We start from the raw sequence: 26158 nt of genomic DNA on the forward strand, positions 1-26158 counted from the left end.
CGCGGCCATGCTGCTTCGCTTGCAAACCCAGGCGCTGGGCGGCGTGCGCGCAGGCCAGGGCAGGCCGCTGGCGCTGGTGCTGGCGTGTTTACTGGCGCTGGCCCTGGCCATGGGCGGCGATGGTCCGCTGCCGTCGCTGCGCCTGGCGCTGTTCAACGCCTACCAGCTGCATCTGCCGCGCCAGCGCGCATCGGGACCGGTGCAGATCATCGCCATCGACGAAGCCTCGCTCAAGGAGTTCGGCCAGTGGCCCTGGCCGCGCACGCGCCTCACCGAGCTGATAGAACACATCAACGCCCAGCAGCCGCTGGCCATCGGCCTCGATATCCTGATGCCGGAACCGGACACCACTTCGCCCGAAGCGCTGGCCTCGCGCCTGCCGCCCGGGCCTCTGCGCGACAGCCTGGCGGCGTTGCCCGCCTACGATGACGTGCTGGCGGCGGCCATGCGGCGCGCGCCCGTGGTGCTGGGCGCGGCCGGCTTTGCGCATCCCGAACCCGGCACCAGCGATGCGCTGCGCGTGTGGCCGGTGCATGTGAAGACGCCGCCGTCCGCGGCGCCGGCGTCGCCGCTGCCGGTGATGCGCTTTCCGCAGGCGATGTCCAGCCTGCCGCTGTTGCAGGCGGCCGCTCACGGGCAGGGCTTGTTGTCGGTGAACCTGGAGAAGGGCATCGTGCGGCGCGCGCCGCTGCTGGGCGCAGTGGGCGATACGCTGGTGCCGGCGCTGTCGATGGAATTGCTGCGCGTGGCCACCGGCAGCTCCGCGCTGGAGGTTGACGCCGATGCCGACGGCGTGCGCAGCGTGTCGGTCGGCGACCTGCATGTGCCGACTTCGCCGGACGGCGCGGTGTGGGTCAACTTCTCCGCGCCGGCAATGGACCGCTACGTCTCCGCGCTGGATGTGATGCGCGGCCGTCTCGACGCGTCGGCGCTGCAGAACAAGATCGTCATCGTCGCCATGACGGGACTGGGCCTGACCGACTACAAGACCAATGCGCGCGGCGACTTCATGCCCGGCGTGGACACGCATGCGCAGATGATAGAAAGCTTCTTCGACGGCGCCTTCCTGCGCCGGCCGCCGTCGATGCGCTGGGCCGAGGTGGCGGTGTTCGGCGCCTTCAGCCTGCTGCTGGTCTGGCTGCTGCCCAAGCTGCGCATGCTGGTGGCGGTGCCACTGGGCGGCGCCATCGTGGCGGGCCTGTTCGGTGGCGGCGCCTTGCTGTTCGCCCGCGCCGGTCTGCTGTTCGATGCGGCCGCCGTGTCCTGCGCCTTTGGCCTGGTGGGATTGAGCCTGTTGACCAGCATGCTGACGGCGGCCGTTCGCGACCGCAAACAAAGCGAGCGCGCCTTGCAGGTAGCGCGCGTGTCGGCCGCCAAGACGGCCGGTGAACTGGGCGCCGCGCGCCGCATCCAGATGGCGACCTTGCCGCAGGCCGCGCTGTCCTTCCCCGGCGAGACGCGCTTCGCATTGGAGGCCTTGCTGGAGCCCGCGCGCGAAGTGGGCGGCGACCTGTATGACTTCTTCATGCTGGACCGCGACCGCGTGTTCTTCATGGTCGGCGACGTATCCGGCAAAGGGCTGCCGGCCAGCCTGTTCATGGTAGTGGCGAAGGCGCTATCGAAAAGCATTGCGCTGCGCGGTCCCTCGGAAATGGCTGCCATCATGAACGCCGCCAATCGCGAGCTGACGCGCGAGAATCCCGAGATGTTGTTCGTTACCAGCGTGGCCGGCATACTGGACGCCGTCAGCGGCCAGGTCTTCCTGTGCAACGCCGGCCACGATGCGCCGCGCCGGCTGATGGTGGACGGTCGCGTCGAACATCTGCAGGCGGCGGACGGCCCGCCGTTGTGCGTGCTGGACGATTTCGAATATCCGGTGCAGCACTACCAGCTGCGGCCCGGCGAGTGCCTGTGCCTGACCACCGACGGCATCAACGAGGCCATGGATGAAGCGGGGAATTTGTATGGCAACGAGCGGCTAGATCGCCTGCTGGCGGCGCTGCCCGCAACGGCGGCCGCCACGCCGGCGGCGGTGGTGCAGGCGGTGCGCGATGACGTGCGTCTGCATGTCGGTCAAGCCGAACCTTCGGACGACCTGACCTTGCTGGTGCTGCGCTGGGACGGCGTGGCCTGATCAGCGTACGCGGATTTCCACGCGGCGGTTGCGCGGTTCGTCGACGCCGTCGGCCGTCGGCACCAGCAGCTCACGCTCGCCGCGTCCCTGCACGGCGATGCGCTCCTCCGCGATGCCCACTTCCACCAGCAGGCGCTTGACGGTGGCGGCGCGGCGCAGCGACAGCTCGTCGTTGTATTCGCGCTTGGCGACGGTGTCGGTGTGGCCGATGACGATGATCTCCGGCGCGGGGCGCGAGGCCAGCTGCGCCTTGATGTCCACCAGCCTGGCCGCCGATTCCGGCACCAGCGTATCGGTATCGGTGACGAAGTAGACGGTGAACACGGCGGCCCGCTGCGGCAGCGCCGACAGCGTGGCGTCGTATTGTTTGGCGATGGCGGCGCTGTCGCCTGCAGTGGTGGTCGCGCCTTTGCTATCGATGGCGGCGATCTGGTAGGGCTTGTCGAGCACCGTGTCGACACCGGCGGTGGTGATGATGAGCGCACTGGCCTTGCCGTCCTGGCTGGGCAGCAGGGTGATTTGCTCGGTCGGCGTGCGCTGCTGCGACACGGCGGCCAGCAGGCAGACGATCCAGATCAGCATGGTCATGCTTTATTCTCCGTCCTTGACGTCGATGAGGAACTCGGTGCCGCGCACGCCCAGGATGGACGTCGGTGTGCGGAACTGCACCGCGCCCGGCGACTGCTTGGACAGCTTGCCCGAGATGACGCCCAGCGTGCCGCGCTTGACGGTTGCATTCAGCACGCCTTCATGCGAGGTCGGATCGAAAGCGTATTTTTCCAGCCACACGTTGCTGTTCGGTCCCACCGCCAGCAGCGTTTCGTCGCGCAGCGTGATGCCCACGCTGCCGTCGGCGCCGGTGACGACGCGGTCGCTGGCCATCAGCGCGGCGCCTGCCGCCGCCGGCGTCTGTTTGCCCGCTCGCTCTATGGAGGCGGCGCCCTTGGTGGTCTTGACCATGCCGGCCGGCTGTTCGGCCGCGCCGGCGCCGGCCATGAGGAGGGTCAGGGCCGCTGTGGCAGCGGCGACTTTTAAGTTTCGCATGTTGCTTCTCCTGAGATGAGCATTCCGATAATATGCTTGAATGGACAGAAAAGAAACCGGTGTTGCGCATCTGCTGCGGTTTCCCGCACGGCTGGATGCGGTGCCCGGCGCGATGTCGTTTGCGGCGATGGCGCTGCAACAGGCTGGCCTGGGGCCGGGTGTGGTCGCGCGCGCCGAGCTGATACTGGAGGAGCTGCTGCGTAACAGCATCCTGCACGGCCATGGCGGCGACAGCGCCCATTCGGTCTGGGTCGGCGTCGAAGGCGCGCTGCTGGTGTACGAGGACGAGGCGCCTGCCTTCGATCCGCTGACCCAGGGACCGCCGCCGCCCGATCCGGCGCGGCCTATCGAGGATCAGCAAGTGGGCGGCGTCGGCCTGCTACTGATACGGCAGTTGGGCAGCGCGGTGGCGTATCGCCATTCCGGGGGACGCAACCGCATCGAGATCGCCTTACAATAGCGGCTGTCACCAACCACCAGGATTCATGCATGAGCGAGTTTTCCAGCGATATCTACACCGAACCGTCCGCCATTGACGTCAACACTCTCGACAACCTCGGCCCGCTGGCGCCGATGGCTGGCATCTGGAAGGGTGAGCGCGGCCTCGATATCAAGCCGAAGGCGGATGGCCCGCGCAAGCAGGCTTACGTCGAGCGTATCGAGCTCTATCCGATCGACCCCGTGACCAACGGCCCGCAGCTGTTCTACGGCCTGCGTTACCTCATCATCATCAACAAGCCGGGCCAGGCCAAGACTTATCACGAGCAGGTGGGCTACTGGCTGTGGGAGCCGGCCACCAGCACCGTGATCCAGACGCTGGGTATTCCGCGCGGGCAGATCGCCATGGCATCGGCCGTGGTGGCGCCGGATGCGAAGGAGTTCGAACTGGTGGCGCGGCTGGAGTCCGATACCTACGGCATCCGTTCCAACCCCTTCCTGGAGTACGGCTTCAAGACCGTCGAGTACCGCATCAAGGTAACGATCAATGACGACGGCACCTGGGGCTACGAGGAAGACACGGTGATGATGATACGCGGCCAGGATGAACCCTTCCACCACGTCGACCGCAATCTGCTGTTCAAGGTCGCCGAGCCGGTGGCCAATCCAATGGCGACCGGCATCCCGGCGTAATCGGTCGGCTAGTCGGCGATGGCGTAACCGTCGCGGCCCTTGCGTTTGGCCGCGTACAGCGCGGTGTCGGCGCGCGCCACCAGTTCGGCCGGCGTCTCGCCGTCGCGCTGGTGCAGCGCGATGCCGATGCTGGTGGTGATGTGCATCGCCTTGCCGCCCACATTGAACGGCCGGCGCACTGCTTCAACGAACTTGGCCGCCAGCCGCGCGGCTTCGTCCGGGCCGTCCACCTGTTCGAGCACGATCACGAATTCGTCGCCCGCCAGCCGCGCCACCGTGTCCGAGGCGCGCACATTGCCCGCCAGCCGCGAGGCGAATTCCTTCAGCACACAGTCGCCGGCGCCGTGGCCCAGCGTGTCGTTGATGCTCTTGAAGTGGTCGACATCCAGGTAGGCCAGCGCCAGCGGCCTGCGATTGCGCTTGGCCCGCACCAGCGCCAGTTGCAGGATCTCTTCGAACATCAGTCGGTTGGCGATGCCGGTCAGCGTATCGATGCGGGCCAACTGCGTCAGGCGCTCCTCGATCTCCTTCATGCGCGTGGTGTCGTGCGTCAGCGAGTAGATGCCGACCACCTGGCCGGCCGCGTCGATCTCCGGCACGAAGGTGGTTTCCAGCGTATGCAGGCTGCCGTCGATCTGGGCCTTCAATTCGTAGGTGGCGATCTGGCCGTGATAGGCTTGTTCGAGATAGGACTCGGCGTGCTCGTAGTGGTCGCGGCCTATGCCGTCGACGAGGTGGCGGCCGATCAGCTTTTCCGGCGCGATGCCGAACCACTGGAAGAAGGTCGCATTGACGAACTGGAAGCGGCGCTTCTGGTCCAGGTAGGAGATCAGCACCGGCAGGTTATCGGTCAGCAGCTTCAGGCGCTTTTCGCTGGCGGCCTGGCGCAGCTCGGCGTTCTTGCGCTCCGTGATATCGACCGCCATCAGGTAGACGCCGGCCACGCTGCCGTCGGCGGCGATGTCCGGTATCAGGTCGCCCATCACCTGTTGCAGCTGGCCGTCCTTGCGGCCTTCGCGCTCGTAGTGCACGCGGTCGCCGCGCGCCGCCGCCGCGTGGTAGGGCGCGATGGAGGCGACGAATTCCTCGCCCAGCACCTCCGTCATGGTCCGGCCCAGCATGGACTGCGGATCGAGGCCCAGCATGGTGCGGAAGTATTCGTTGGTGAAGTGGTAGCGGTTGTCGCGGTCGATGTAGGCCACCAGCGCGGGGATGCTGTCGGCGATCATGCGCAGCCGCTTCTCGCTGGCGGCGATCAGCGATTCGCTGCCGCGTATCGCTTCCTGCGCCTGTTCGCGCTCCGCCATCAGCTCGTGGAAGGCGCCGCTCAATTCGCCGATCTCGTCGGGGCGCCGCCGTTGCAGCACGCCGATGCTGACATCGCCGTTGCGGATGTCGTTGATGTTGCGGCGCAGCCGGCCCAGGGGCTTGAGCAGCGTCTGGATCGCCAGCCAGGCCATCAAGCCCGCCAGTGCGGCGAAGGCGCCGGCCGCCAGCATCGCGTGGCGGCGCATCTCGATCATCGGCGCGAAGGCTTCGTCGACCGGGAAGCGGGCGCCGATGACCCAGTTGGTGGTGGCCAGGTGCTTGTATGAGTAGATGCCTTCGCTGCCTTCCTTATTGGCCGCTTCGGTCCAGCCTTCAAAGCCGCGCAGCGCCATTTCGGTGGCGCGGTTGTAGCCCGGGCGCGCGTTGATGTGCTCCAGCAGCCGCTTGGGGTTAGGATGGTGCAGCAGGATGCCTTCGCTGGTCATGATGAACATGTAGCCGGTCTTGCCCGGTTTTTGCGCCGCGATCTGCGCCAGGAAGTCGGAGTTGGTCAGGTCGATGCTGCCGCCCAGGAGCATCACGGCCTTGCCCTGGGCATTGAGCATCGGATGGAGGATCATGATGGCGGGGCGGCCGGACAGCAGGCTTTTGAACGGCGGCGAGACCGCCACGCGGCCTTCCGCCAGCACCTTCCGCAGGTAGGCGCGCGGGCGCTCGTCCAGCGCCAGCACGGCGGCGCCTGCGCCTTCGGTGTGTATCAGCACGCCGGCCTGGTTGAAGATGTGCAGGTTGAGGAATTCCTTGCGCGCGGCGGGGTGGCGGGCGACGAAGGCGCTCATGCGCTCGGGGTCGAGGCCCGCATCCGGCGGCATGGCGTCGGCCAGGCTGGCCAGCAGCGCTTTCTTGGCAGTGATCTGGGCGTCCACCTGGGCGGCTGCCGAGGAGAGCAGGGCATATTGCTGGTCGCCGATCACGCTTTTCATATCGCGTTCGGCCAGCACCAGCGCTACCCATGTGACGATGACCGTCGCAGCCAGCACCAGCATGACGACTACCGCCGTCATGCGGAATTTGAGGCTGCGCGGCAGCAGTGCTAAAACGGCCATTTCGCTCTGTTCTTGGAATATTGGACGGAGTATTACATACCCGGCCCGCCAAGGCCAGCGGGTACAATGTGCTCTTTACTCGGGACAGTTACTATGCTGCGGGCGATTTTGTGGGATAACGATGGCGTTCTGGTGGACACGGAGCGCCTGTTTTACGAGGCTAACCGCGAGTTGTTCCGGCCCCTCGGGCTGGAGCTGAGCGAGCAGCACTTCTTCGACTGGTACCTGGCCGATAACTGCGGCGCGTGGCATCTGCTGGAACCGCAATTGAGCATGGGCGACATGGACGCATGGCGCAGCGAGCGCAATCGCCGTTATGCGGCCACGCTGGCGTCCGAGCATATCCCCGCAATCGAGGGCGTCGGCGCGGTGCTGGCCAGCCTGTCGCCGCGCCTGCGCATGGGCGTCGTCACCAGCTCCAACCGCGACCACTTCGAGATCATCCACCAGCGGCTGGATCTGCTGCCGCACTTCGAATTCGTGCTGACGCATGAATCCTATGCGAATAGCAAACCGTCGCCGGAACCTTATCTGCTGGGCCTTGAGCGGCTTGGCGTGCCTGCCGCCGATTGCCTGGTGGTGGAAGACTCTCCGCGCGGCCTGCAGGCCGCAAAGGCGGCCGGCATGCGCTGCATCATCCTGCGCAATGCGCTGACGCGCGGCCATGACTTCCCAGGCGCCTGGCGCGTGGTGGACACCATGCCCGAACTGCTGGCCGAGATCGAACTGCTGATCGCCGCTTAACGCGCCGACGACACCAGCTCGGCGAACTCCTGCTGCGACTCCTTCTGCGGCCGTGCGGCTCCGCGCCGCGCCGACTTGATCGGCTTGACGCTGGCGCTGCGGCGCGCAAGCCCATCGCCACTGAGCTTGAACACGCCCACCGCGGCTTGCAGATGCGCGGCCTGGTCGCGCATGGTGGCCGCCGCCGCCGATGCCTGTTCGACCAGCGCGGCGTTCTGCTGCGTGGTCTGGTCCATCTCGGCGATGGCGCCGTTGATGTGCTCAATGCCGGACAGCTGCTCCTGGCTGGCGGCGGCGATGTCGCTCATGATGTCGGTGAAGCGGCGCACGCTGGCGACGATCTCCGTCATCGTCACGCCGGCCTGGTCGACCAGCCGCGCACCGGCATCGACCTGCTCGACCGAGTCGCCGATCAAGCCCTTGATTTCGCGGGCGGCGGCGGCGGAGCGCTGCGCCAGGTTGCGCACCTCGTTGGCCACCACGGCGAAGCCGCGTCCTTGCTCGCCCGCGCGCGCAGCTTCGACGGCGGCGTTCAGGGCCAGGATGTTGGTCTGGAAGGCTATGCCGTCGATGACGGCGATGATGTCGACGATCTTGCGCGCCGAGGCGTTGATCGATGCCATCGTGTCGACCACCTGCGCCACCACGGCGCCGCCCTGGCCGGCAACGGCGGACGCCGACACCGCCAGCTGGTTGGCCTGGTTGGCGTTGGCGGCGTTCTGCTTGACGGTGGAGGTCAGCTCCTCCATCGACGACGCGGTTTCCTCCAGCGAGCCGGCTTGGCGCTCGGTGCGCTCGGACAGGTCCATATTGCCGGCGGCGATTTCGGCCGAGGCGGTGCCGATGGCTTCCGTGCCGCCGCGCACCTCGGAAACGATGTTAATCAGGCTGGCGTTCATGTCCTTGAGCGCGGCCGACAGCTGGCCGATCTCGTCGCGCGAGCGCACTTCGATGTTGGAACTGAGGTCGCCGCCGGCGACGGTGCGCGCCACCCGCACCGCGTGGCGGATCGGGCTGACGATGCCGCGCGTGATGTACCAGGCGGTGAACAGGCTCATCAGGCCGCCGGCCACGCCCAGGGCGATCATCAGCGTGGTGTAGAACGAAGCGATGTTGGCGGCCGTGCCGGACGCATGTTCCGCGCTGGTGGCCCGCAAGCCCATGGCGCCCACCGTCACCACCACGGCAAGCATCAACGTTGTTAATGAAAAAGCAATTGTCAGGCGCTGGCCTATCTTGATATCGGCAATCTTCATGTCTCGTCTTTTATTATGTTTGTAAGAACCGGTATTTGCTCCGGGGAACGGAAAGTGTATCAGCGAACGGTCGTGCGAATCTATTACTTTTAGCAATATTTCGCTTCCGTGCGACGAAGGTGTTGCGCTTTGCGTAGCATGGACCTGCAAACCAGAGTGAAGGAGAGCATCATGCCCCGAGGAGCGAGTCCCAAGCGCGAGCGCGAATACCAGGAGCTGGAACAGAAATTCGAGAAGGAAGGCCGCTATCCGGGCCGGGAGGAAGAGGTGGCGGCCCGCATCGTCAACAAGCAGCGGGCCGAGGCCGGGGAGACCAAGGACAGCAAGCCCGCGCCCCCCCGTGGCGGCACCGGGCACCGGCGCGCCAATACAACGCGGGCTACACGCCGCAGTAAGCCGTCTTGACGGTGGTGAAGAACTCGGCGGCGTAGCTGCCCTGTTCGCGCGAGCCGTAGCTGGAGGCCTTGGTGCCGCCGAACGGCACGTGGTAGTCGACACCGGCGGTCGGCACGTTGACCATCACCATGCCGGCCTGGGCGTGGCGCTTGAAGTGGGTGGCGTGCTTGAGCGAGGTGGTGACGATGCCGCTCGACAGGCCGAACTCGGTGTCGTTGGCCAGGGCCAGCGCGTGCTCGTAGCTATCGGCCGGGATCACGCTGGCGACCGGGCCGAAGATTTCCTCGCGGCTGATGCGCATGTCGTTGCTGGCGTCGGTCAGCAGGGCGGGGCGCAGGTAGAAGCCGGGCGTCGGGCCGTCCAGGCGCTCGCCGCCGAAGGCCAGCGTGGCGCCTTCATCCTTGCCGATGCGGATGTAGTTCATGTCCTGCTCCAGCTGGTTGGCGTCGACCACGGGGCCGATGTCGGTGCCGGCGGTCAGGGCGTCGCCCACGTTCAGCTTGGCCAGCTCTTCCTTGACGGCGGCGACGAAGCGCGGGTAGATGTTCTTGCCGACGATCAGGCGGCTGGACGCGGTGCAGCGCTGGCCGGTGGAGAAGTACGAGCCCTGCACGGCGCAGAACACGGCGGTGGCCAGGTCGGCGTCGTCCAGCACGATCAGCGGATTCTTGCCGCCCATTTCGATCTGCACCTTGGCCAGGCGGCCCATGGCGGCGATGGCGACTTTCTTGCCGGTGGCGACCGAGCCGGTGAAACTGATGGCGTTGACGCGGCGGTCGTTCAGCAGCGCCTGGCCGACCACGCTGCCGTGACCCATCACCAGGTTGAACACGCCCGGCGGCAGGCCGGCGCGGCTGATGATCTCGGTCAGCGCCCAGGTGCTGGCCGGCACCAGTTCGGCCGGTTTCATGGCCACGCAATTGCCGTAGGCCAGGGCCGGGGCGATCTTCCACGACGGGATGGCGATGGGGAAGTTCCACGGTGCGATGATGCCGACCACGCCGACCGGCTCGCGCGTGACTTCGACGTCGAGGTTGGGGCGCACGGATGGCAGCTTGTCGCCGCGCAGGCGCAGGCATTCGGCGGCGTAGAATTTGAAGATGTTGCCGGCGCGGACGACTTCGCCTATGCCTTCGGGCCTGGTCTTGCCTTCCTCGCGCGACAGCAGCGTGCCCAGCTCTTCGCGGCGGGCCAGGATTTCGTTGCCGATCTTGTCCAGCGCGTCGGCGCGCTGCTGGATATTCGACAGCGCCCAGCCGGGCGCGGCGGCAGCGGCGGCGGCAATCGCCAGCTCGGTCTGTTGCGCGTCGGCCAGCGCGTAGTGGCCGATGATGTCGTTGGTGTTGGAAGGGTTGATGTTGGCAGAGCTGCTGGCGCCGTCGAGCCAGGCGCCGTTGATGTAGAGTTGTTTCATTATTTCCGCTTTAGGCCTGAGAGGTGGGGAAGCCGACATTATCGCTGGTTATCACAATTTTCACCTATTTGGCCGTAAACGATGTAAAATAGTAACCAGTGTTGTCGCAATTGAAATAAAACTAAGCCTCTGGTAGGGCGGATGTTTCGAAAGGGTTGGAACCGTCGAGGTTCCAGCCCTTTTTTGTTTTTACGGCGTGGTCCAGGCCTGGCTGGCGCTGAGGATGGCGGTCAGTATCAGCAGCGCGCCCATCAGCCGGGCGGCCACGGTGGCGGCGGCCGGATGGGCGGCGAACCAGCCGCTGGCGCCGCTGGCCGCGTAGGCCAGCGCGCCGTAGACGCCCAGCTGAGTCAGTGCGGTGATGCCGCCCAGCACGCCGGACTGCACCCACAGCGGCCCCTGGCCCGGCTTGAGGAACTGCGGGAAGATCGCCAGCATGAAGATGTAGGCCTTGGGGTTGAGCAGGCTGGTGGTCAGCGCGCGGCGGAAGATGACGGCGTCGGCCATCGCCTCGGCGCCGGGCGTCGGGTGGAAGATGCTGTCGCTGCGCAGCAGGCTGTAGCCCATCCAGGCGATGTAGGCGGCGCCGCCCAGCAGCATGATCTTGAACAGCGGCGGCCAGTATTGCAGTACCACGGCCACGCCCACGGCGCCCATGCACAGGTGGCAGAAGCCTCCGGCGATGATGCCGCCCACCGCCGCCATGCCCGAGCGGCGCCCGCCCAGCATGGAGCTGCCCATGACGAAGGCCATGTCCAGGCCGGGCAGGGCGATCACCCCGAAGACGACGACAAAGTACAGCCACAGGTTGGCGGTCTGGCTCATGTTTGCTCCTGGTAGAAGTTGTTTGCGGTAGCTTAACGACTAAATAGGACGGATTCGGCCCTGTTAATCTGTTATCTTTGCGGCATGTACCATCCAACCACCCGCGTTCTGGCAGTGCTGGAACTGCTGCAAACCCATGGCCGCCTGAGCGGCGCCGAGATGGCCGGCCGCCTCGGCGTGGACGGCCGCACGCTGCGCCGCTACATCGTCATGCTGGAGCAGATCGGCATCCCGATCACGACCGAGCGCGGCCGTCATGGCGGCTATGCGCTGATGCCGGGTTTTAAGCTGCCGCCGATGATGTTCACCGACGACGAGGCGCTGGCCTTGTCGCTGGGCCTGCTGGCGGCCCGCAGCCTGGGCCTGGCCGAGGCGGCGCCGGCGGTGGCCAGCGCGCAGGCCAAGCTGGGCCGCATCATGCCGGACGGCCTGCGCCAGCGCGTGGACGCGATCGACGCCACGGTGCGGCTGGATTTGCGCTCGGCCACGCAGCCTGGTGGCGCGGCGCAGGACAATACGGCGCTGACCGCGCTCAGTCTGGCGGCCAAGTCGCGCCGGCGCGTGCACTTGCGCTACCGCGCGGGCGACACCGACAGCGAGCGCGATGTCGATACTTACGGCCTGGTTTATTACAGCGGCTACTGGTACGCGGTCGGACATTGCCATCTGCGGGGCGGCATCCGCACCTTCCGGCTGGATCGCGTGCTGGAGGTGGCGCCGGCCGAGGGCGGCTTCCAGCTGCCGCCCGGCTTCGACGCGCTGGCGCATCTGCGGCAATCGGTGGCGACGCTGCCGCGCAGGTTCGCCGCCAGGATACTGCTGAAGACCGATCTGGCTGCCGCCCGCCGCGCCTTCATCGACACCTTCGGCCTGTTCGAGCAAACGGAGGATGGCGTGCTGTTGCACAACCAGTCCGACGAACTGGGCTGGCTGGCGCGGCAACTGGCGGCGGCGCCGTTCGAATTCACCGTGCTGGAGCCGGATTCGCTGCGCGCCGAACTGCGCACCGTTGCCGAACGCTTGGTGCGCGCCGCCGGCCTCCGCTAGAATGCCGCCACGCAAATTAATTCGAAGGAACTATGTATCTGATTCAACGATCCGTGGCAGCGGCGGCGCTGGCCTGCGGACTGCTGGGCGCCAGCCTGGCCTGGGCCGGCAACTGTCCCGCGCATTACGTCGATGGCCGCCTGCCGGAAATCCGCAACGCCAAGATGAATAGCGCCACCACCGAGCTGTGCTACGGTGTGTTCGGCGTCATGCACTCCGGGATCACGCGCACGCCGCTGTGGTCGGCCGAGCATCTGACCGCCGACAATATCGAGGCGGCCAAGAACCTGTCCCGCGAGAATTCCTTCCACACCGAATCGCAGCTGCCGCCCGGCCGCCGCGCCGAGCTGTCGGACTACGCCCGCAGCGGTTTCGACCGTGGCCACATGGCGCCGAACGGTGACATGCCGGACCGCGAGACCCAGCACGAAAGTTTCACGCTGGCGAACATGGTGCCGCAGGATGCGGATAATAACCGTCATGTATGGGCCGGCATCGAGGGCGCGGTGCGCAAGCTGGCGCAGAAGGAGGGCGATCTGTACGTGATTACCGGCCCGGCCTTCATCGGTGGCAATCTGCAAAAGGCCGGCAATGTGCTGGTGCCCACGCATTTGTACAAGCTGGTCTACAGCCCGCGCCAGCGCGCCGGCGCCGCCTTTTTCATCGAGAACCGGGCCGACGCGGAATATGAAACGCTGAGCGTGGCGCAGCTGGAGGCGCGCGTCGGCATCAACCTGCTGCCGACGCTGGCGGACGGCCAAAAAGAGACGATGTTGCGTCTGCCGAAGGTAAAACCACGTAAATCCAGGAGCTAATCATGAGCAAGTTCAAACCCTACGCCAACGAGGCCGATGTGCTGAATATCGGCCAGCTGTCGATAGAAAACCGGCTGGACCGCATCACCATCAGCGGCGATGTCGACCTGACGGCCGATCAGGCGGGTCTGGCCGACGCGCGCGCGCTGCATCAGCTGCTGGGCGAAGTGGTGGCGCGGCTGGAGGCGCAGAAACTGCCGGCGCGCTTGCCGCCGCCAGCCACGCAAACGGTGGCCAACCCCTTCGATTAAAGCCGTTCTGATGTTACTATCGTGCAATCGTCTTCATAGGCATCATCATGACTTTTTTCACGACCGGTAATAATTCGATCGACGCGCTGGTGTACAGCAGCTGGGCCAGCCGCCCCGGTACGGCCGTGTCGTTGACCTACAGTTTCATGACGACGGCGCCCAGCGATGGCACGGTGGACGATGTGAACGGTTTCCTGGCGATGAGCACGTTCCAGAGGCAGGCGGTGCGTACTGCGCTGGCGACCTGGTCGGCCGTGGCCAATATCAAGTTCACCGAGGTGTTCTCAGGTGGCGATATCCAGCTGGGGACCAATAACCAGGGCAGCCAGAGCAGCGGCTACGCTTATCTGCCGAACGGCAATGACCCTACTTATCTGTTCACCAACAATGTGGACACGTTCAATACGGTGTTCACGCCGGGTACTTTCGGCCCGTCGGTGTTGATCCACGAGCTGGGGCACACGCTGGGGCTCAAGCATCCGGGCAACTACGATTCCACCGGTGGTTCCATCGACGGGCCGTTCCTGCCGTCGGCCACCGATAATATCGATTACAGCCAGATGTCGTACAACACCAGCGCCGGCTACCAGCTGAACCACCAGTACGGCATCACGCCGATGCTGTATGACATCCAGGCGATGCAGTATCTGTACGGCGCCAACATGACTTATCACACGGGCAACGACAGCTACGACTTCGTGCAGAACTCGCCGCTGCAATGCATCTGGGATGCGGGCGGCAGCGATACCTTCAACTTCTCCGGCTGCACCGATGCCGTGACCATCAACCTCAACGCGGGCACGTTCAGCTCGACCGCGCCGGGGTACAACAATATCTCCATCGCCTACAACGTGACGATCGAGGCTGCCGTGGCCGGCTCCGGCGGCTCGACCATCTATGCCAACGGCAGCGGCGACCGCATCACCGGCGGCGCCGGCGTGGACATCATCTACGAAGGCGCGGGCAACGATACCATCCTGGGCAGCGGCGGCAACGATACCGTGGTGTTCAGCGGCGCGTTGTCCAAGTATCTGCTGTCCGGCAGTGGCGCGGCGTTGACGGTGGTGGGCGACGGCACGGACAGCTTGTCCGGCGTGAAGACCTTGCAGTTCGGCGACACCAGCATCGACGCGTCCAGCATCAGCCGCTTTGTCAGCGGCGGCGCCGGGAATGACGTGTTGACGGCCGGGGCCGGCAACGAGGTGTTCACCGGTGGCGCCGGCCTGGACTACGTGAACGTCGGCGGCGTGCGCAGCAACTACGCGGTGACGGCCAGCGGCAGCGTCTACCTCGCCACCGACAAGAGCGGCGTGGGTGGGCAGGATATTTTGTCCGGCGTGGAACGCCTGGTGTTTGCCAACGGCGACGCGGTGGCGTTCGATATCGGCGACCACAATTCGGCTGGCGAGGCTTACCGGCTGTATCAGGCGGCCTTCAACCGGGTGCCGGACCAGGAGGGGTTGGGATTCTGGATACGCGCGCTGGATTCCGGCTTCGCCTTCTACGCTGTGGCGCAGAACTTCCTCATCAGCTCCGAGTTTGCCAAGACCTACGGCTCCAATCTGAGCGACAAGCAATTTGTCGATCTGCTGTATCACAACATTCTGCACCGCGATCCGGACGCCGGCGGCGAGGCTTATTATCTGAACGCGCTGTCCCTCGGCGAAAGCCGGGCGGTGGTGCTGGGCTCGATTTCCGAGTCGCCGGAGAACCAGCTTGGGGTGGTGGGCTCGATCACCAACGGTATCGGTTACAAGGTCTACACCGGCTAGGACGGGTCCGGCTCCGGCAGGCTGATGCGGTTGCGGCCCATGTGTTTGGCGCGGTACAGCGCCGAGTCGGCCGTGGCCACCAGCTGGCTGGGATCGGTGCCCGGCGCCGCCAGCGCGGTCGCCGCGCCTATGCTCACCGTCACCACATGTTGCTGGCTGCCCAGGTTGGGCAGGTGCAGTTGCTCGACGCGGCAGCGGATGCGTTCGGCCACGATGGCCGCCCCCTTCAGCGACTGGTTGGGCAGGATCACCCCGAACTCTTCGCCGCCATAGCGCGCCACCAGGTCGTTGGCGCGCATCTCGCTCGACACCGCGCAGGCGATGCGTTGCAGGCATTCGTCGCCGCCCAGGTGGCCGTAGGCGTCGTTGTACTGCTTGAAGTTGTCGACGTCGACCATTAGCAGCGATAGCGGCTGCTGGTGGCGCTGCGCGCGTTGCCATTCCGCCAGCAGGGTGTCGTCGAAGCAGCGGCGGTTGGCCAGGCCGGTCAGGCCGTCGCGCGTGGCCAGCTGCTCCAGCGCCACCTGGGCGCGTTTTTCGTCGGTGACGTCGCGCAGCGTTTCGGCCACCGCCACCAGCTTGCCGTCGGTGTCGAAGATCGGGCTGGCGTCGGCCGCCAGATAGCGGCGGCGCCCCACGCGCGGCATGTCGCACCAGTTTTCCGCGCTCAGGCCACTCTCGCTGTCGTTGCGGCGGGCGTGCTGGTAGTACAAGGACTGGACATCGGCGTCGCGGCCCTGGATCACCAGGTCGGCCAGGGTGGGGCGCTGTTCGTGATAAAAACTCTTCCAGTGATCGGTCGTGCCCAGCACTTCCCAGGCCTCGACGCCGGTCAGGCGCTCGCAGGCGCGGTTCCAGATGATGACCTTGCCGTGGACGTCGATCACGAAGGTCGGGATGACCAGCAACTCCATCAGTTTGAGCGCGAAACCGTGCTGCATGTCGGCCTGCGAGTACTCCATCATGTGCTGGATTTTTTGCTTGTGCATGGACGTGCCCCGCTGTGATTTATTGAATCGGGAAGGACATGGTCAAGGCCGTGCCCAGGCCGGGTTGGCTGGCGATGTCGAACCGGCCGCCGGCCTCGGCCACCCGTTGGGCGATGCCGCGCAGGCCGCAGCCGCGCCGGGCCGGCGGATCGGGCAGGCCGACGCCGTTGTCGCGCACCGTCAGGCTCAAACTGCCCGCTGCGCGGCACAGGCCGATGCACACCTCGGACGCCTGCGCGTGGCGCGCGATATTGCTCAGCGATTCCTGCAGCACGCGGAACACCACCGCATCCATGCGCTCGTCGGTGGGCGCGCTGAAGGCGGCCGGTTCGGCCTCCAGCCGGCAGGGAATGCCGCTGAGGCGGGAAAACTGCTCCACCTGTTGCTGAACCGCCCCTTGCAGTCCGCTTTCCAGCTGTTCCGGCTGCAAATCGCGCACAATGGTGTGCATGGCGCGGCTGGCGGCTTGCAGCCGGGATTCGATCTGGGCTAGCGGCTTGGCCAGCGTGTCGTGGTGTTGCGCGAGCTGGGTGATGTCGAAGGTCAGGGCCAGCAGGTGTTGGCCGAGATCGTCGTGCAGGTCGCGGGCGATGCGGCGGCGCTCGGCATCCCGCAGCGACTGCTGGCTGGCGCCTAGCCGGCCGACTTGATGGCGGGTGTCGGCCAGCGCTTGCTCGGCGAGCTGGCGCCGCTCCAGTTCCTGCGCCAGCTGCTGCTCCAGGTCGGCCAGCGCGTGGCGCAGGTAGCGTTGCCGCCACAGCAACAGCAGGGCTATGCCGGCCAGCATCACGGCGCCGCCGACGATGATATCGATTTCCAGGAGCGGTTGAGCGTAGCGCATGATTTGTCTTCCCCGGGTAAGCGTCCACCGGACCAACATATCGTGGTTGCCTCGCGGTAGCATTGTGGAATATCAATATTCCCCGGCATAGACCGAAAAGTGTGGCGTGGGATATAATTGAGGGTTGTCCTTTCAGGAACTGCCGTGACTTACAGCATCAAAGAGATTTTTTACACGCTGCAAGGCGAGGGCGCCCACGCCGGGCGTCCCGCCGTGTTCTGCCGCTTTTCGGGTTGCAATCTGTGGACCGGGCGCGAGATCGACCGCGCTAGCGCCGTCTGCCAGTTCTGCGATACCGACTTTGTCGGCACCGATGGCGAAGGCGGCGGCAAGTTCAAGACCGCGCAAGAGCTGGCTGCCACCATCGATGCGCTGTGGCCTGCCAGCTACGCCGCCAGCAAGTACGTGGTGTTCACCGGCGGCGAACCGCTGTTGCAGCTCGACACCGCGCTGATCGAGGCAATGCACGCGGTCGGCTTCACCATCGCGATTGAAACCAACGGTACCTTGCCAGTGCCCGAAGGCGTGGACTGGATCTGCGTCAGCCCGAAGATGGGTTCCCAGCTGGTGGTGTCCAAGGGCAGCGAAATCAAGGTCGTGATCCCGCAGGCCGGGCAGGACCTGAGTGCCTACGAACATCTGGACTTCGAGCACTTCTTCGTGCAGGCGATGGACGGCCCGCTGGCCGAGTTCAATACCAAACTGGCGATCGAAACCTGCAAGCGCAATCCGAAATGGAAGCTGAGCTTGCAAACCCATAAACTTTTACAGATACCCTAATCATGCTGACCATTACCCGCAAGCTGGAATTCGACGCCGGCCACCGCATCCCCGACCACAAGAGCCAGTGCCGCAACCTGCACGGCCACCGCTACACGCTGGAAATCACGCTGACCGGCAACATCATCACGGCCGAAGGCAATTCCGACAACGGCATGATTATGGACTTTTCCGACATCAAGGCGCTGGCCAAGGAACACCTGGTCGATGTCTGGGACCATGCTTTCATCGTCTACGAGAAGGATGCCGCGGTACGCGAATTCCTGGCCACGCTGCCGGGCCACAAGACCGTGGTGATCGACCGCATTCCTACCGTGGAAAACCTGGCCCACGTGGCGTTTGGCATCCTGAAGTCGGCCTACAAGGACCGCTATGGCACCGGCCTGCACCTGCATAAGCTGGTGCTGCATGAAACCCCTAACTGCTGGGCAGAAATCACCGATGCCTGACGACGTGCCGCAACAGCTCGCGCCGGAACAGCTCGATTTCATGCGGCAGGCGCTCGAACAGGCGCAGCACGCGTGGGATGAGGGCGAAGTACCGGTCGGCGCCGTCGTCGTCAAGGATGGCGTGGTGATCGCGCGCGGCTACAACCAGCCTATCGGCAAGCACGATCCGACCGCGCACGCGGAGATCGTCGCGCTGCGGGCCGCGGCTGAGGCACTGGGCAACTATCGCCTGCCGGGTTGCGAACTGTACGTGACCCTGGAGCCTTGCGTGATGTGCTCGGGCGCGATGATGCACGCGCGCCTGGCCAAGGTGGTGTACGGCGCCACCGACCCCAAGACCGGCGCCTGTGGCTCGGTGCTCGACCTGTTCGGGCAGGAGCAGCTCAACCATCACACCGACGTTGCCGGCGGCGTCATGGCCGAGGAATGCGGCGCCATGCTGAAGTCCTTCTTTGCCGCCCGTCGCGCGGCCGCCAAGCGCAACACCACAGAATAGCCGCGGTTTTCCCCGGTGCGGCAAAAATGGTATGCTGAAGCTACTGTTACCGCACCATCGAGGGAGGCCGCGTTGGCTACCGCACAAGCAAACGGCATTACGATCGCGTATGAAGCCAGCGGCAATCCGCACGACCCTGCGGTGCTGCTGATTATGGGCCTGGGCATGCAGCTGGTCGCCTGGCCGCAAGACCTGGTGGACGGCCTGGTCGAGCAGGGCTATTACGTGATCCGCTACGACAACCGGGATATCGGCTTGTCCAGCAAGTTCGAACATTTCAAGCGACCCAATCTGATCCTGGCCTACCTGAAATCGCTGGTCGGCTGGAATCAGGCGCCTGCCTACACGCTGAACGACATGGCGGACGACGCGCTCGGCCTGCTCGACGCGCTGGGCATAGGCGGAGCACATGTGGTCGGTGTGTCGATGGGCGGCATGATCGCGCAGATCTTCGCGGCCCGTTTCGGCCATCGCGCGCTGAGCCTCAGTTCCATCATGTCCAGCAGCGGGCGGCGCGGTTTGCCTGGCCCGACGCCTGCCGCGCGCAATGCGTTGATGCGCGCGCCTGCTTCGCCGCACAACCGGCGCGAGGTGGTCGACCGCATGGTGCAGGTGTACCGCATCATCGGCAGTCCATCCTTCCCCACGCCGGAGCCCAGGCTGCGCGATAACATCGAGCGGGCGCTGGACCGCAGCATCTACCCGGCCGGCATGGCGCGGCAGATGGTGGCCATCGTCGCTTCCGGCGACCGCACGGCGCTGCTGCGCAAGATCCGCTGCCGGACCATGGTGATCCACGGCGCCGCCGATCCGCTGGTGCCGCTGGCCTGCGGCGTCGACACGGCCGCCGCGATTCCGGACGCCAGGCTGCATGTGATCGAAGGCATGGGCCACGACCTGCCGCCGCAGTTGATCGAGCGCCTGCTTTCCTTGCTAGAGCTGCACCTGCGCGGTAATATGACGCCGGACATTCCTCCGCTGACGCCGCATCGGGCGGGCAGTGGCACCCATCATTGACAGAGACACTTTGAGCACATCGACTATCGGCATCGCGATTGCCGCGACGGGCGGCTACGCGCCCGACCACGCGGCGCTGCAAAACGGCATCGAACGCCTGCGCCAGCAGGGCCACCGGGTACACAACTACTACGACGACGATAAAAAATTCCAGCGTTTCGCCGGCACCGATGCCGGCCGCCTGGCGCAGCTGAACGCCGCCGCCGCCGATCCGGATGTGCGGGTGGTGATCGCGCTGCGCGGTTCCTACGGCATGAGCCGCCTGCTGCCGATGATCGACTTCCACGCGATGGCCGATAGCGGCAAGCTGTTTGTCGGCTACAGCGATTTCACGGCGTTCCAGATGGCGCTGATGAAGCAAACCGGCCGCATCAGCTTCGGCGGCCCGATGATGTGCGACGATTTCAACCGCGAGACGCCGCTCGACTACACCATGCGGCAATTCTGGGACTGCCTGCGCGGGCCGGTGCACACGGTGCGCGGCACGGTGGCGGAGGGCGGTTCGGACAATCCGCTGGTCGATGTCAGCGGCAAGCTGTGGGGCGGCAATCTGGCGATGATGGTGAGCCTGCTGGGCACGCCGTATTTCGCGGCGCAAGCCGACGGCATCCTGTTCCTGGAAGATATCAGCGAGCATCCCTACCGCGTCGAGCGCATGGTGTTGCAGCTGCTGTACGCCGGTGCGCTGGAAGGCCAGCGGGCGCTGGTGCTGGGCGACTTCTCCGGCTACAAGCTCAGCGCCTTCGACAATGGCTACGATTTCGAGGCCATGCTGGCCTATCTGCGCGAACGCCTGCCGATCCCCGTGCTGACCGGCCTGCCGTTCGGCCATATCAAGGAGCGCGCGACGCTGCCTTACGGCGGCATGGCGCATCTGGTGTCGAGTGAGCGTGGCTTTGACCTGACCATCAGCGACTATCCCACGTTATGAAATAGCGACTCCCCAAAGCGGGGGCAATTTCGCTGCTGCCATTCCGGTGGGGGCTTAACAATGGTAAAATGCCCGGTTATCCAGCTTCATTGCTAAATTCACCGCTTTAAGGGCTTTATTCGTGCTATCTACAGCTAACATCACCATGCAATTCGGCGCCAAGCCGCTGTTCGAAAACATTTCCGTTAAATTTGGCGATGGCAACCGCTATGGCCTGATCGGCGCCAACGGCTGCGGCAAGTCGACCTTCATGAAAATCCTGGGCGGCGACCTGGAGCCGTCGGGCGGCAACGTGATGCTGGATACGAACGAGCGCCTGGGTAAGCTGCGCCAGGACCAGTTCGCGTACGAAGAAATGCGCGTGCTGGATGTTGTGATGATGGGCCACACCGAGATGTGGGCCGCGATGCAGGAACGCGATGCGATCTACGCCAATCCGGAAGCCACCGACGACGATTACATGAAGGCCGCCGATCTGGAAGGCAAAGTCTCCGAGTACGACGGCTACACCGCCGAATCGCGCGCGGGCGAGCTGCTGCTGGGCGCGGGCGTGAGCATCGACCTGCACCAGGGTCCGATGAGCAATGTGTCGCCAGGCTGGAAGCTGCGCGTGCTGCTGGCGCAGGCGCTGTTCTCCAATCCGGACATCCTGCTGCTCGACGAACCGACCAATAACCTGGATATCAACACGATTCGCTGGCTGGAAGACGTGCTCAACGAGCGCAACTCCACCATGATTATCATTTCCCACGATCGCCACTTCCTGAACCAGGTCTGCACCCACGTGGCCGACATGGACTACGGCACGTTGAAGATCTACCCGGGCAACTACGACGAGTACATGTTCGCGTCGACCCAGGCCCGCAACCAGCAACTGGCCAACAACGCGAAAGCGAAAGAGAAGGTCGCCGAGCTGCAAGACTTCGTGCGCCGCTTCGCTGCGAACAAATCCAAGGCCCGCCAGGCAACCTCGCGCGCCAAGCAGATCGAGAAGATCAAGGTCGACGACATCAAGCCATCGTCGCGCGCCTATCCGTTCGTGCGTTTCGACGGCGAGAAGAAGCTGCACCGTCTGGCTGTCGAAGTCGATTCGATCGCGAAGAAGTACGACCGTCAGCTGTTCAACAACTTCAGCATCATGGTTGAGGCCGGCGAGCGCATCGCCATCATCGGCGCCAACGGCGCCGGCAAGACCACGCTGCTGCGTTGCATCGGCGGCGACGATATCGCCGGCCTGCACGCCGATCACGGCATGGTCAAGTGGGCCGAGAACGCCAACGTTGGCTACATGCCGCAAGATCCGACCGAAGAATTCGCAGCCGGCGAAACGCTGACCGACTGGATGGGCAACTGGACCAAGGAAGGCGACGACGACCAGGCCGTGCGTTCGATCCTGGGCCGTCTGCTGTTCGGCGGCGACGAGGTGAAGAAATCCGTCAAGGTGCTGTCCGGCGGCGAGAAGGGCCGCATGATGTACGGCAAGCTGATGCTGGGCCGCCACAACGTGCTGCTGCTCGATGAGCCGACCAACCACATGGACATGGAATCGATCGAGTCGCTCAACATCGCGCTGGAAAAATATGCCGGCACGCTGATCTTCGTCTCGCACGATCGCGAGTTCGTCTCCTCGCTGGCCAACCGCGTCATCGAGATCAAGGAAAACGAAATCGTCGATTTCCGCGGCAACTACGAAGACTATCTGACCAGCCAGGGTATCGACTGATCATGCTAAAAGAATCCCGCTCCAAGCGGGATTCTTTGCAATGTGCCATAGTTATTGCTTCCCGCTTTACGTTCACAGAACACCATGCAAACCATAGAAATCAAACCCGTCGAGTACGAGCATCCACAAGACGGAGCCAGCTGCACCGCCCACGCCTGGGCGCGCACGCCAGCGACTCCATCGCCTGAACAACGTGTCGAACTCAAGGAGCGCATCAAGCGCCTGCTGAAAGAGAAGCAAGCCGTGCTGGTGTCGCACTACTATGTCGACGCCGACCTGCAAGACCTGGCCGAGGAAACCGGCGGCTGTGTGTCCGATTCGCTGGAGATGGCGCGCTTCGGCCGCGACCATCCGGCCAAGACCCTGGTGGTGGCCGGCGTGCGCTTCATGGGCGAGACCGCCAAGATCCTCAGCCCGGAAAAACGCATCCTGATGCCGGACCTGGACGCGACCTGCTCGCTGGACCTGGGCTGCCCGGTCGATGAATTCACCGCCTTCTGCGATGCCCATCCGGACCGCACGGTGGTGGTGTACGCCAACACCAGCGCCGCCGTCAAGGCGCGCGCCGACTGGATGGTGACGTCGTCGATCGGCCTGGACATCGTCAAGCACCTGCACGAGCAGGGCAAGAAAATCCTGTGGGCGCCGGACAAGCATCTGGGGTCCTACATCCAGAAGCAGACCGGTGCGGACATGCTGCTGTGGCAGGGCTCCTGCCTGGTGCACGATGAATTCAAGGGCATCGAACTGGACCTGCTGAAGGCCGAATATCCGAACGCCAAGGTGCTGGTGCACCCGGAATCGCCGGCCAATGTGGTGGCGCTGGCGGACGTGGTCGGCTCGACCACGCAGATCATCAACGCCGCCGTGGAGTCGGACGCCGATACCTTCATCGTCGCCACCGACAACGGCATCCTGCACAAGATGCGCGCCGCCGCACCAGGCAAGCGTTTCATCGAAGCGCCGACCGCCGGCAACAGCGCCAGCTGCAAGAGCTGCGCGCATTGCCCGTGGATGGCGATGAACGGCCTGCAGAATCTGGCCGACGTGCTGGAGAATATGGACAACAATTCGGCCAACGAGATCCACGTCGATCCGGAGATCGGTCGCCAGGCGGTGACGTCGATCAACCGCATGCTGGATTTCGCGGCTGCCAAGAAAGCCAAGGTTCAGCCGGGCGCTGATCTGGCGAAAGAAGCTAAACTGTTTTCGGGAATCGGTCCGGCATGAGTACTTTAGTTAATTCCTTTGCGCCGTTTGACGATGCGCTGAAATCTGCCTTCGAAGGCAATCTGCTGGCGGCCCTGCTGGAAGACGTGGGTGCGGGCGACCTGACCGGCCTGCTGGTGCCGGACGGCGGCCGCGCCACCGCGCGCGTGATCGTGCGCGAAGACGCGGTGCTGTGCGGCGCGCCGTGGTTCGAAGGCATCATGAATTGCATGCAGGCCGGCATCGAGATCGACTGGCAGTATGCCGAAGGCGATCTGATGAAGGCCGACAGCCTGGTCTGCACCATCCAGGGCCCGGCGCGCGCGCTGTTGACGGCGGAACGCGCGGCGCTGAACTTCCTGCAATTGCTGTCCGGCGTGGCGACGGCGACGCGCAAGTATGTCGATGTGATTGCCGGCACCCGCGCCGCCATCCTCGATACGCGCAAGACCATGCCGGGCCTGCGCCTGGCGCAGAAGTACGCGGTGCGCGTGGGCGGCGGGCAGAATCAGCGGCTGGCGCTGTATGACGGCATCCTGATCAAGGAAAACCATATCGCGGCGGCCGGCGGCATCACCGCTGCGGTGCTGGCCGCCAAGCGCCTGGAGAAGGGCGTCAGTATCCAGGTCGAGGTGGAGAGTATCGACGAGCTGGATGAGGCGCTGGAGGCGGACGCCGGCTCCATCCTGCTCGATAACTTCAGCCTCGACATGATGCGTGAAGCGGTGCAGCGCAATGCCGGCCGCGCCTTGCTGGAAGCGTCCGGCGGCATCAACTTCGATACCGTGCGGGCGATCGCGGAAACCGGCGTCGACCGCATCTCCATCGGCAGCCTGACCAAGGACGTGCGCGCCACGGACTACTCGCTGCGCATCGTCGGCTAAGGCTTCAACCGGCCAGCTTGCGCATCAGCGCTTCCACCGGGCCGCGCTCGAAATGGCGCGACCAGCACCAGGCATGCCAGTTGCAGCAGGCGCTGGCCGTTCGCCAGCACGGCGCTGCCCGAGGAGGCCAGCATGTACAGCGGCATCGGCGGACATGCCATGAAAATTTGTCATACATGCATGTAAAAAATATTAATTATAGATAATTTAAATGCAATATAATCTCGCTTGTTTTTTTAATACTATTAACAAATGGAGCGAATTAGATGAAATTGCAATTTTTAGCAGGTGTCGTAGCCATGGTCGGCCTGACGGGTCTGGCCCATGCAGATGGTTTTAGTAACGGTGGCTTCGAAACCGGCACCACTGCAGGCTGGACCACCGGTGGCGGCTATCGCGGTAGTGTTCCGAACTCCAGCCTGTTGCCAGCGCAGTTCCTGCCAGGCGGCAGCCGTAACGGCGACAACGGTACCCGTGGTTCGGTGATCGACACCAGCTACGTTGACCCTAACCTGGGTGCTCTGCTGGGCACGACCGTGCTCAGCGGCCAATACGCCTATCGCGCGGAAGACACCACCAACGGCGGCAACGCCACGGTGATCAGCCAGAAGGTCAGCAACTACACCGAATCGAAGATCTATTTCGCCTGGAAGGCCGTGCTGGAAAACGGCGGCCACGTGGAAGACGAATCGGCGCTGATGAAGCTGACCTTGACCGACGACACCACCGGCCAGCTGCTGATCAGCCGCAGCTACAACGCCGGTTTCGACGGTTCGGGCGTGGATAGCCGCTTCAGCACCAACGGTGAACTGTTCTACACCGCAAACTGGCAGCTCGAACAGTTGAGCATAGATCAGTCGCTGTCCGGTCACAGCTTCACGCTGTCGCTGCTGGCTGCCGATTGCAGCCCTACCGGCCACACCGGCTATGCTTACCTGGATGGCTTCGGCTCGGTAGCGCCACCGGTACCAGAGCCAACTACCTATGGCATGCTGCTGGGTGGCCTGGGCCTGCTGGGCTTTATGGCTCGCCGCAAGAAATCGGCTTAAGCGCCTGAAGGAAGAGCGCCGGCGGCAGAGATGCCGGCCGGCGTTTTTTTATGCGCCTATGGTTTTGCGCATTTTTGCCAGCGGCACGCTGACGTTGCCCGGCAAGTTGATCTCGAATCGTTCCACCACAGTGAAACCACAGGCCAGGTACAGCGGCACGCCGGGCATCGTCGCGGCCAGCTCCAGCGTGCGGAAGCCACCGGCTGCGGCTGCGTCGGTGCAATGGCTCAGCAGCAACCGGCCCAGTCCCTGGCGGGCCGCGGACGGTTCGACGAAGAAGGCACGGATGCGCGCCGCCTCGGTCGCCGGGTCGAGCAGCGGATCGGCGCCTTGCTTGGTGCGGTCGGCGCCGAACAGCGTGCTGCGCTTGCTCCAGCCGCCGCAGGCCACCAGTTCGCCATGCTTTTCGATCAAAAAATACGTGCGGTCGGCAACCAGCTGGGTGTCGACGCCGAACACATGGCGTGTCACGGCCGCCGCCTGCTCCTCGCTGTAGAAGCCGTCGCTGAGCTCGATACCCGAGCGGGCGATCAACGCTTCCATCGCGGGGATGTCGTCAGGCAGGGCGGCGCGCACGGCGATCATG

Annotated in this window: 27 protein-coding genes and 1 pseudogene; 18 read left to right on the plus strand and 10 right to left on the minus strand. The window is 64.7% G+C overall.

Annotated elements, in window-relative coordinates:
* The first annotated feature begins 7 nt into the window (after window positions 1-7).
* A complete protein-coding gene (locus GEV02_RS02065; protein ID WP_152836278.1) occupies window positions 8-2134 on the plus strand; it encodes a CHASE2 domain-containing protein in 2127 nt (708 codons plus the stop codon).
* Here the strand turns inward: GEV02_RS02065 and GEV02_RS02070 are convergent, their stop codons facing one another.
* Together GEV02_RS02070 and GEV02_RS02075 are read right to left on the minus strand one after the other, a co-directional pair.
* Window positions 2135-2722 (minus strand): OmpA family protein, encoded by a 588-nt coding sequence (locus GEV02_RS02070; protein WP_152836279.1) that lies wholly within the window; start codon window positions 2720-2722, stop codon window positions 2135-2137.
* Between the two features lie 3 nt (window positions 2723-2725).
* The gene (locus GEV02_RS02075) at window positions 2726-3178 is read right to left on the minus strand and encodes a FecR family protein (protein WP_152836280.1); all 453 of its coding nucleotides are present in this window, start codon (window positions 3176-3178) and stop codon (window positions 2726-2728) included.
* 40 nt (window positions 3179-3218) lie between these two features.
* Between GEV02_RS02075 and GEV02_RS02080 the strand changes: the two genes are divergently transcribed.
* Together GEV02_RS02080 and GEV02_RS02085 are read left to right on the plus strand one after the other, a co-directional pair.
* Window positions 3219-3638: an ATP-binding protein gene (locus GEV02_RS02080; RefSeq protein WP_152836281.1), complete on the plus strand. Its 420-nt coding sequence runs from the start codon at window positions 3219-3221 to the stop codon at window positions 3636-3638.
* A gap of 29 nt (window positions 3639-3667) precedes the next feature.
* Window positions 3668-4309 (plus strand): FABP family protein, encoded by a 642-nt coding sequence (locus GEV02_RS02085; RefSeq protein WP_152836282.1) that lies wholly within the window; start codon window positions 3668-3670, stop codon window positions 4307-4309.
* Window positions 4310-4317: 8 nt separating this feature from the next.
* Here GEV02_RS02085 and GEV02_RS02090 read toward each other — a convergent pair whose 3' ends face one another.
* Complete coding sequence (locus GEV02_RS02090; protein WP_152836283.1) at window positions 4318-6684, minus strand: diguanylate cyclase domain-containing protein; 2367 nt, start codon at window positions 6682-6684, stop codon at window positions 4318-4320.
* 93 nt (window positions 6685-6777) lie between these two features.
* Between GEV02_RS02090 and GEV02_RS02095 the strand changes: the two genes are divergently transcribed.
* Window positions 6778-7428, plus strand: coding sequence for an HAD family hydrolase (locus GEV02_RS02095; RefSeq protein ID WP_152836284.1), 651 nt, complete (start codon window positions 6778-6780; stop codon window positions 7426-7428).
* Here the strand turns inward: GEV02_RS02095 and GEV02_RS02100 are convergent.
* Window positions 7425-8519, minus strand: a pseudogene (locus GEV02_RS02100) (methyl-accepting chemotaxis protein); the annotation flags it as partial. The gene GEV02_RS02095 and the pseudogene GEV02_RS02100 sit on opposite strands and share 4 nt — an antisense overlap.
* Window positions 8520-8855: 336 nt before the next feature.
* Between GEV02_RS02100 and GEV02_RS02105 the strand changes: the two are divergent.
* Window positions 8856-9089, plus strand: coding sequence for a hypothetical protein (locus tag GEV02_RS02105; protein WP_152836286.1), 234 nt, complete (start codon window positions 8856-8858; stop codon window positions 9087-9089).
* Here GEV02_RS02105 and GEV02_RS02110 read toward each other — a convergent pair.
* Both GEV02_RS02110 and GEV02_RS02115 read right to left on the minus strand, forming a co-directional pair.
* Complete coding sequence (locus tag GEV02_RS02110; RefSeq protein ID WP_152836287.1) at window positions 9064-10494, minus strand: aldehyde dehydrogenase family protein; 1431 nt, start codon at window positions 10492-10494, stop codon at window positions 9064-9066. The genes GEV02_RS02105 and GEV02_RS02110 overlap by 26 nt on opposite strands.
* A 189-nt stretch (window positions 10495-10683) precedes the next feature.
* The gene (locus GEV02_RS02115; RefSeq protein ID WP_070357233.1) at window positions 10684-11319 is read right to left on the minus strand and encodes a LysE family translocator; all 636 of its coding nucleotides are present in this window, start codon (window positions 11317-11319) and stop codon (window positions 10684-10686) included.
* Window positions 11320-11403: 84 nt separating this feature from the next.
* On the opposite strand from GEV02_RS02115, the gene GEV02_RS02120 reads away from it, so the two are divergent.
* Genes GEV02_RS02120 through GEV02_RS02135 form a run of 4 tightly spaced genes read left to right on the plus strand, consistent with a single transcriptional unit; the run spans window position 11404 to window position 15204 of the window.
* The gene (locus GEV02_RS02120; RefSeq protein ID WP_152836288.1) at window positions 11404-12366 is read left to right on the plus strand and encodes a helix-turn-helix transcriptional regulator; all 963 of its coding nucleotides are present in this window, start codon (window positions 11404-11406) and stop codon (window positions 12364-12366) included.
* 32 nt (window positions 12367-12398) lie between these two features.
* Window positions 12399-13181: a DNA/RNA non-specific endonuclease gene (locus GEV02_RS02125; RefSeq protein ID WP_152836289.1), complete on the plus strand. Its 783-nt coding sequence runs from the start codon at window positions 12399-12401 to the stop codon at window positions 13179-13181.
* A 2-nt stretch (window positions 13182-13183) separates the two neighbouring features.
* Complete coding sequence (locus GEV02_RS02130) at window positions 13184-13432, plus strand: hypothetical protein (protein ID WP_152836290.1); 249 nt, start codon at window positions 13184-13186, stop codon at window positions 13430-13432.
* Window positions 13433-13479: 47 nt separating this feature from the next.
* Window positions 13480-15204, plus strand: coding sequence for a DUF4214 domain-containing protein (locus GEV02_RS02135; protein WP_152836291.1), 1725 nt, complete (start codon window positions 13480-13482; stop codon window positions 15202-15204).
* Here the strand turns inward: GEV02_RS02135 and GEV02_RS02140 are convergent.
* Window positions 15201-16193 carry a sensor domain-containing diguanylate cyclase gene (locus GEV02_RS02140; RefSeq protein WP_152836292.1) on the minus strand — a complete coding sequence of 331 codons (993 nt, stop codon included), beginning with the start codon at window positions 16191-16193 and terminating at the stop codon, window positions 15201-15203. The two genes, GEV02_RS02135 and GEV02_RS02140, sit on opposite strands and share 4 nt — an antisense overlap.
* Window positions 16194-16212: 19 nt before the next feature.
* Complete coding sequence (locus GEV02_RS02145; protein WP_235922588.1) at window positions 16213-17034, minus strand: sensor histidine kinase; 822 nt, start codon at window positions 17032-17034, stop codon at window positions 16213-16215.
* A 144-nt stretch (window positions 17035-17178) separates the two neighbouring features.
* Between GEV02_RS02145 and queE the strand changes: the two genes are divergently transcribed.
* The 8 genes from queE to nadC all read left to right on the plus strand — a co-directional run bounded on the left by queE (window position 17179) and on the right by nadC (window position 24523).
* Entirely contained in the window at window positions 17179-17814 is a 636-nt protein-coding gene (gene queE, locus GEV02_RS02150) for a 7-carboxy-7-deazaguanine synthase (protein WP_328595690.1), read from the plus strand.
* A gap of 2 nt (window positions 17815-17816) precedes the next feature.
* On the plus strand, window positions 17817-18263 hold the full coding sequence (queD, locus tag GEV02_RS02155) for a 6-carboxytetrahydropterin synthase QueD (protein ID WP_008448718.1): 447 nt from the start codon (window positions 17817-17819) through the stop codon (window positions 18261-18263).
* Window positions 18256-18759 carry a tRNA adenosine(34) deaminase TadA gene (gene tadA, locus GEV02_RS02160; protein ID WP_152836295.1) on the plus strand — a complete coding sequence of 168 codons (504 nt, stop codon included), beginning with the start codon at window positions 18256-18258 and terminating at the stop codon, window positions 18757-18759. Before queD ends, tadA begins: the two co-directional genes overlap by 8 nt.
* Window positions 18760-18831: 72 nt before the next feature.
* Window positions 18832-19776 carry an alpha/beta fold hydrolase gene (locus GEV02_RS02165; protein ID WP_152836296.1) on the plus strand — a complete coding sequence of 315 codons (945 nt, stop codon included), beginning with the start codon at window positions 18832-18834 and terminating at the stop codon, window positions 19774-19776.
* A gap of 10 nt (window positions 19777-19786) precedes the next feature.
* Window positions 19787-20707, plus strand: coding sequence for a muramoyltetrapeptide carboxypeptidase (gene ldcA / locus GEV02_RS02170; protein WP_152836297.1), 921 nt, complete (start codon window positions 19787-19789; stop codon window positions 20705-20707).
* 121 nt (window positions 20708-20828) lie between these two features.
* On the plus strand, window positions 20829-22430 hold the full coding sequence (locus GEV02_RS02175) for an ABC-F family ATPase (RefSeq protein WP_152801288.1): 1602 nt from the start codon (window positions 20829-20831) through the stop codon (window positions 22428-22430).
* Window positions 22431-22514: 84 nt separating this feature from the next.
* Window positions 22515-23660 carry a quinolinate synthase NadA gene (gene nadA, locus GEV02_RS02180; RefSeq protein WP_152836298.1) on the plus strand — a complete coding sequence of 382 codons (1146 nt, stop codon included), beginning with the start codon at window positions 22515-22517 and terminating at the stop codon, window positions 23658-23660.
* Window positions 23657-24523, plus strand: a complete 867-nt coding sequence (gene nadC, locus GEV02_RS02185; RefSeq protein WP_152836299.1) for a carboxylating nicotinate-nucleotide diphosphorylase — start codon at window positions 23657-23659, stop codon at window positions 24521-24523. The genes nadA and nadC overlap by 4 nt, the downstream gene beginning before the upstream one ends.
* Here nadC and GEV02_RS02190 read toward each other — a convergent pair.
* Entirely contained in the window at window positions 24520-24684 is a 165-nt protein-coding gene (locus GEV02_RS02190; protein ID WP_235922590.1) for a hypothetical protein, read from the minus strand. The genes nadC and GEV02_RS02190 overlap by 4 nt on opposite strands.
* 105 nt (window positions 24685-24789) lie before the next feature.
* Between GEV02_RS02190 and GEV02_RS33225 the strand changes: the two genes are divergently transcribed.
* The gene (locus GEV02_RS33225; RefSeq protein ID WP_235922592.1) at window positions 24790-25572 is read left to right on the plus strand and encodes a PEP-CTERM sorting domain-containing protein; all 783 of its coding nucleotides are present in this window, start codon (window positions 24790-24792) and stop codon (window positions 25570-25572) included.
* A gap of 48 nt (window positions 25573-25620) precedes the next feature.
* Here the strand turns inward: GEV02_RS33225 and GEV02_RS02200 are convergent, their stop codons facing one another.
* Window positions 25621-26157 (minus strand): GNAT family N-acetyltransferase, encoded by a 537-nt coding sequence (locus GEV02_RS02200; protein WP_152836300.1) that lies wholly within the window; start codon window positions 26155-26157, stop codon window positions 25621-25623.
* Window position 26158 lies beyond the last annotated feature (1 nt).

Origin of the sequence: Rugamonas aquatica (genome assembly GCF_009380215.1) — a bacterium.
In the GTDB taxonomy this organism is placed as follows: Bacteria; Pseudomonadota; Gammaproteobacteria; order Burkholderiales; family Burkholderiaceae_D; genus Rugamonas; species Rugamonas aquatica_B.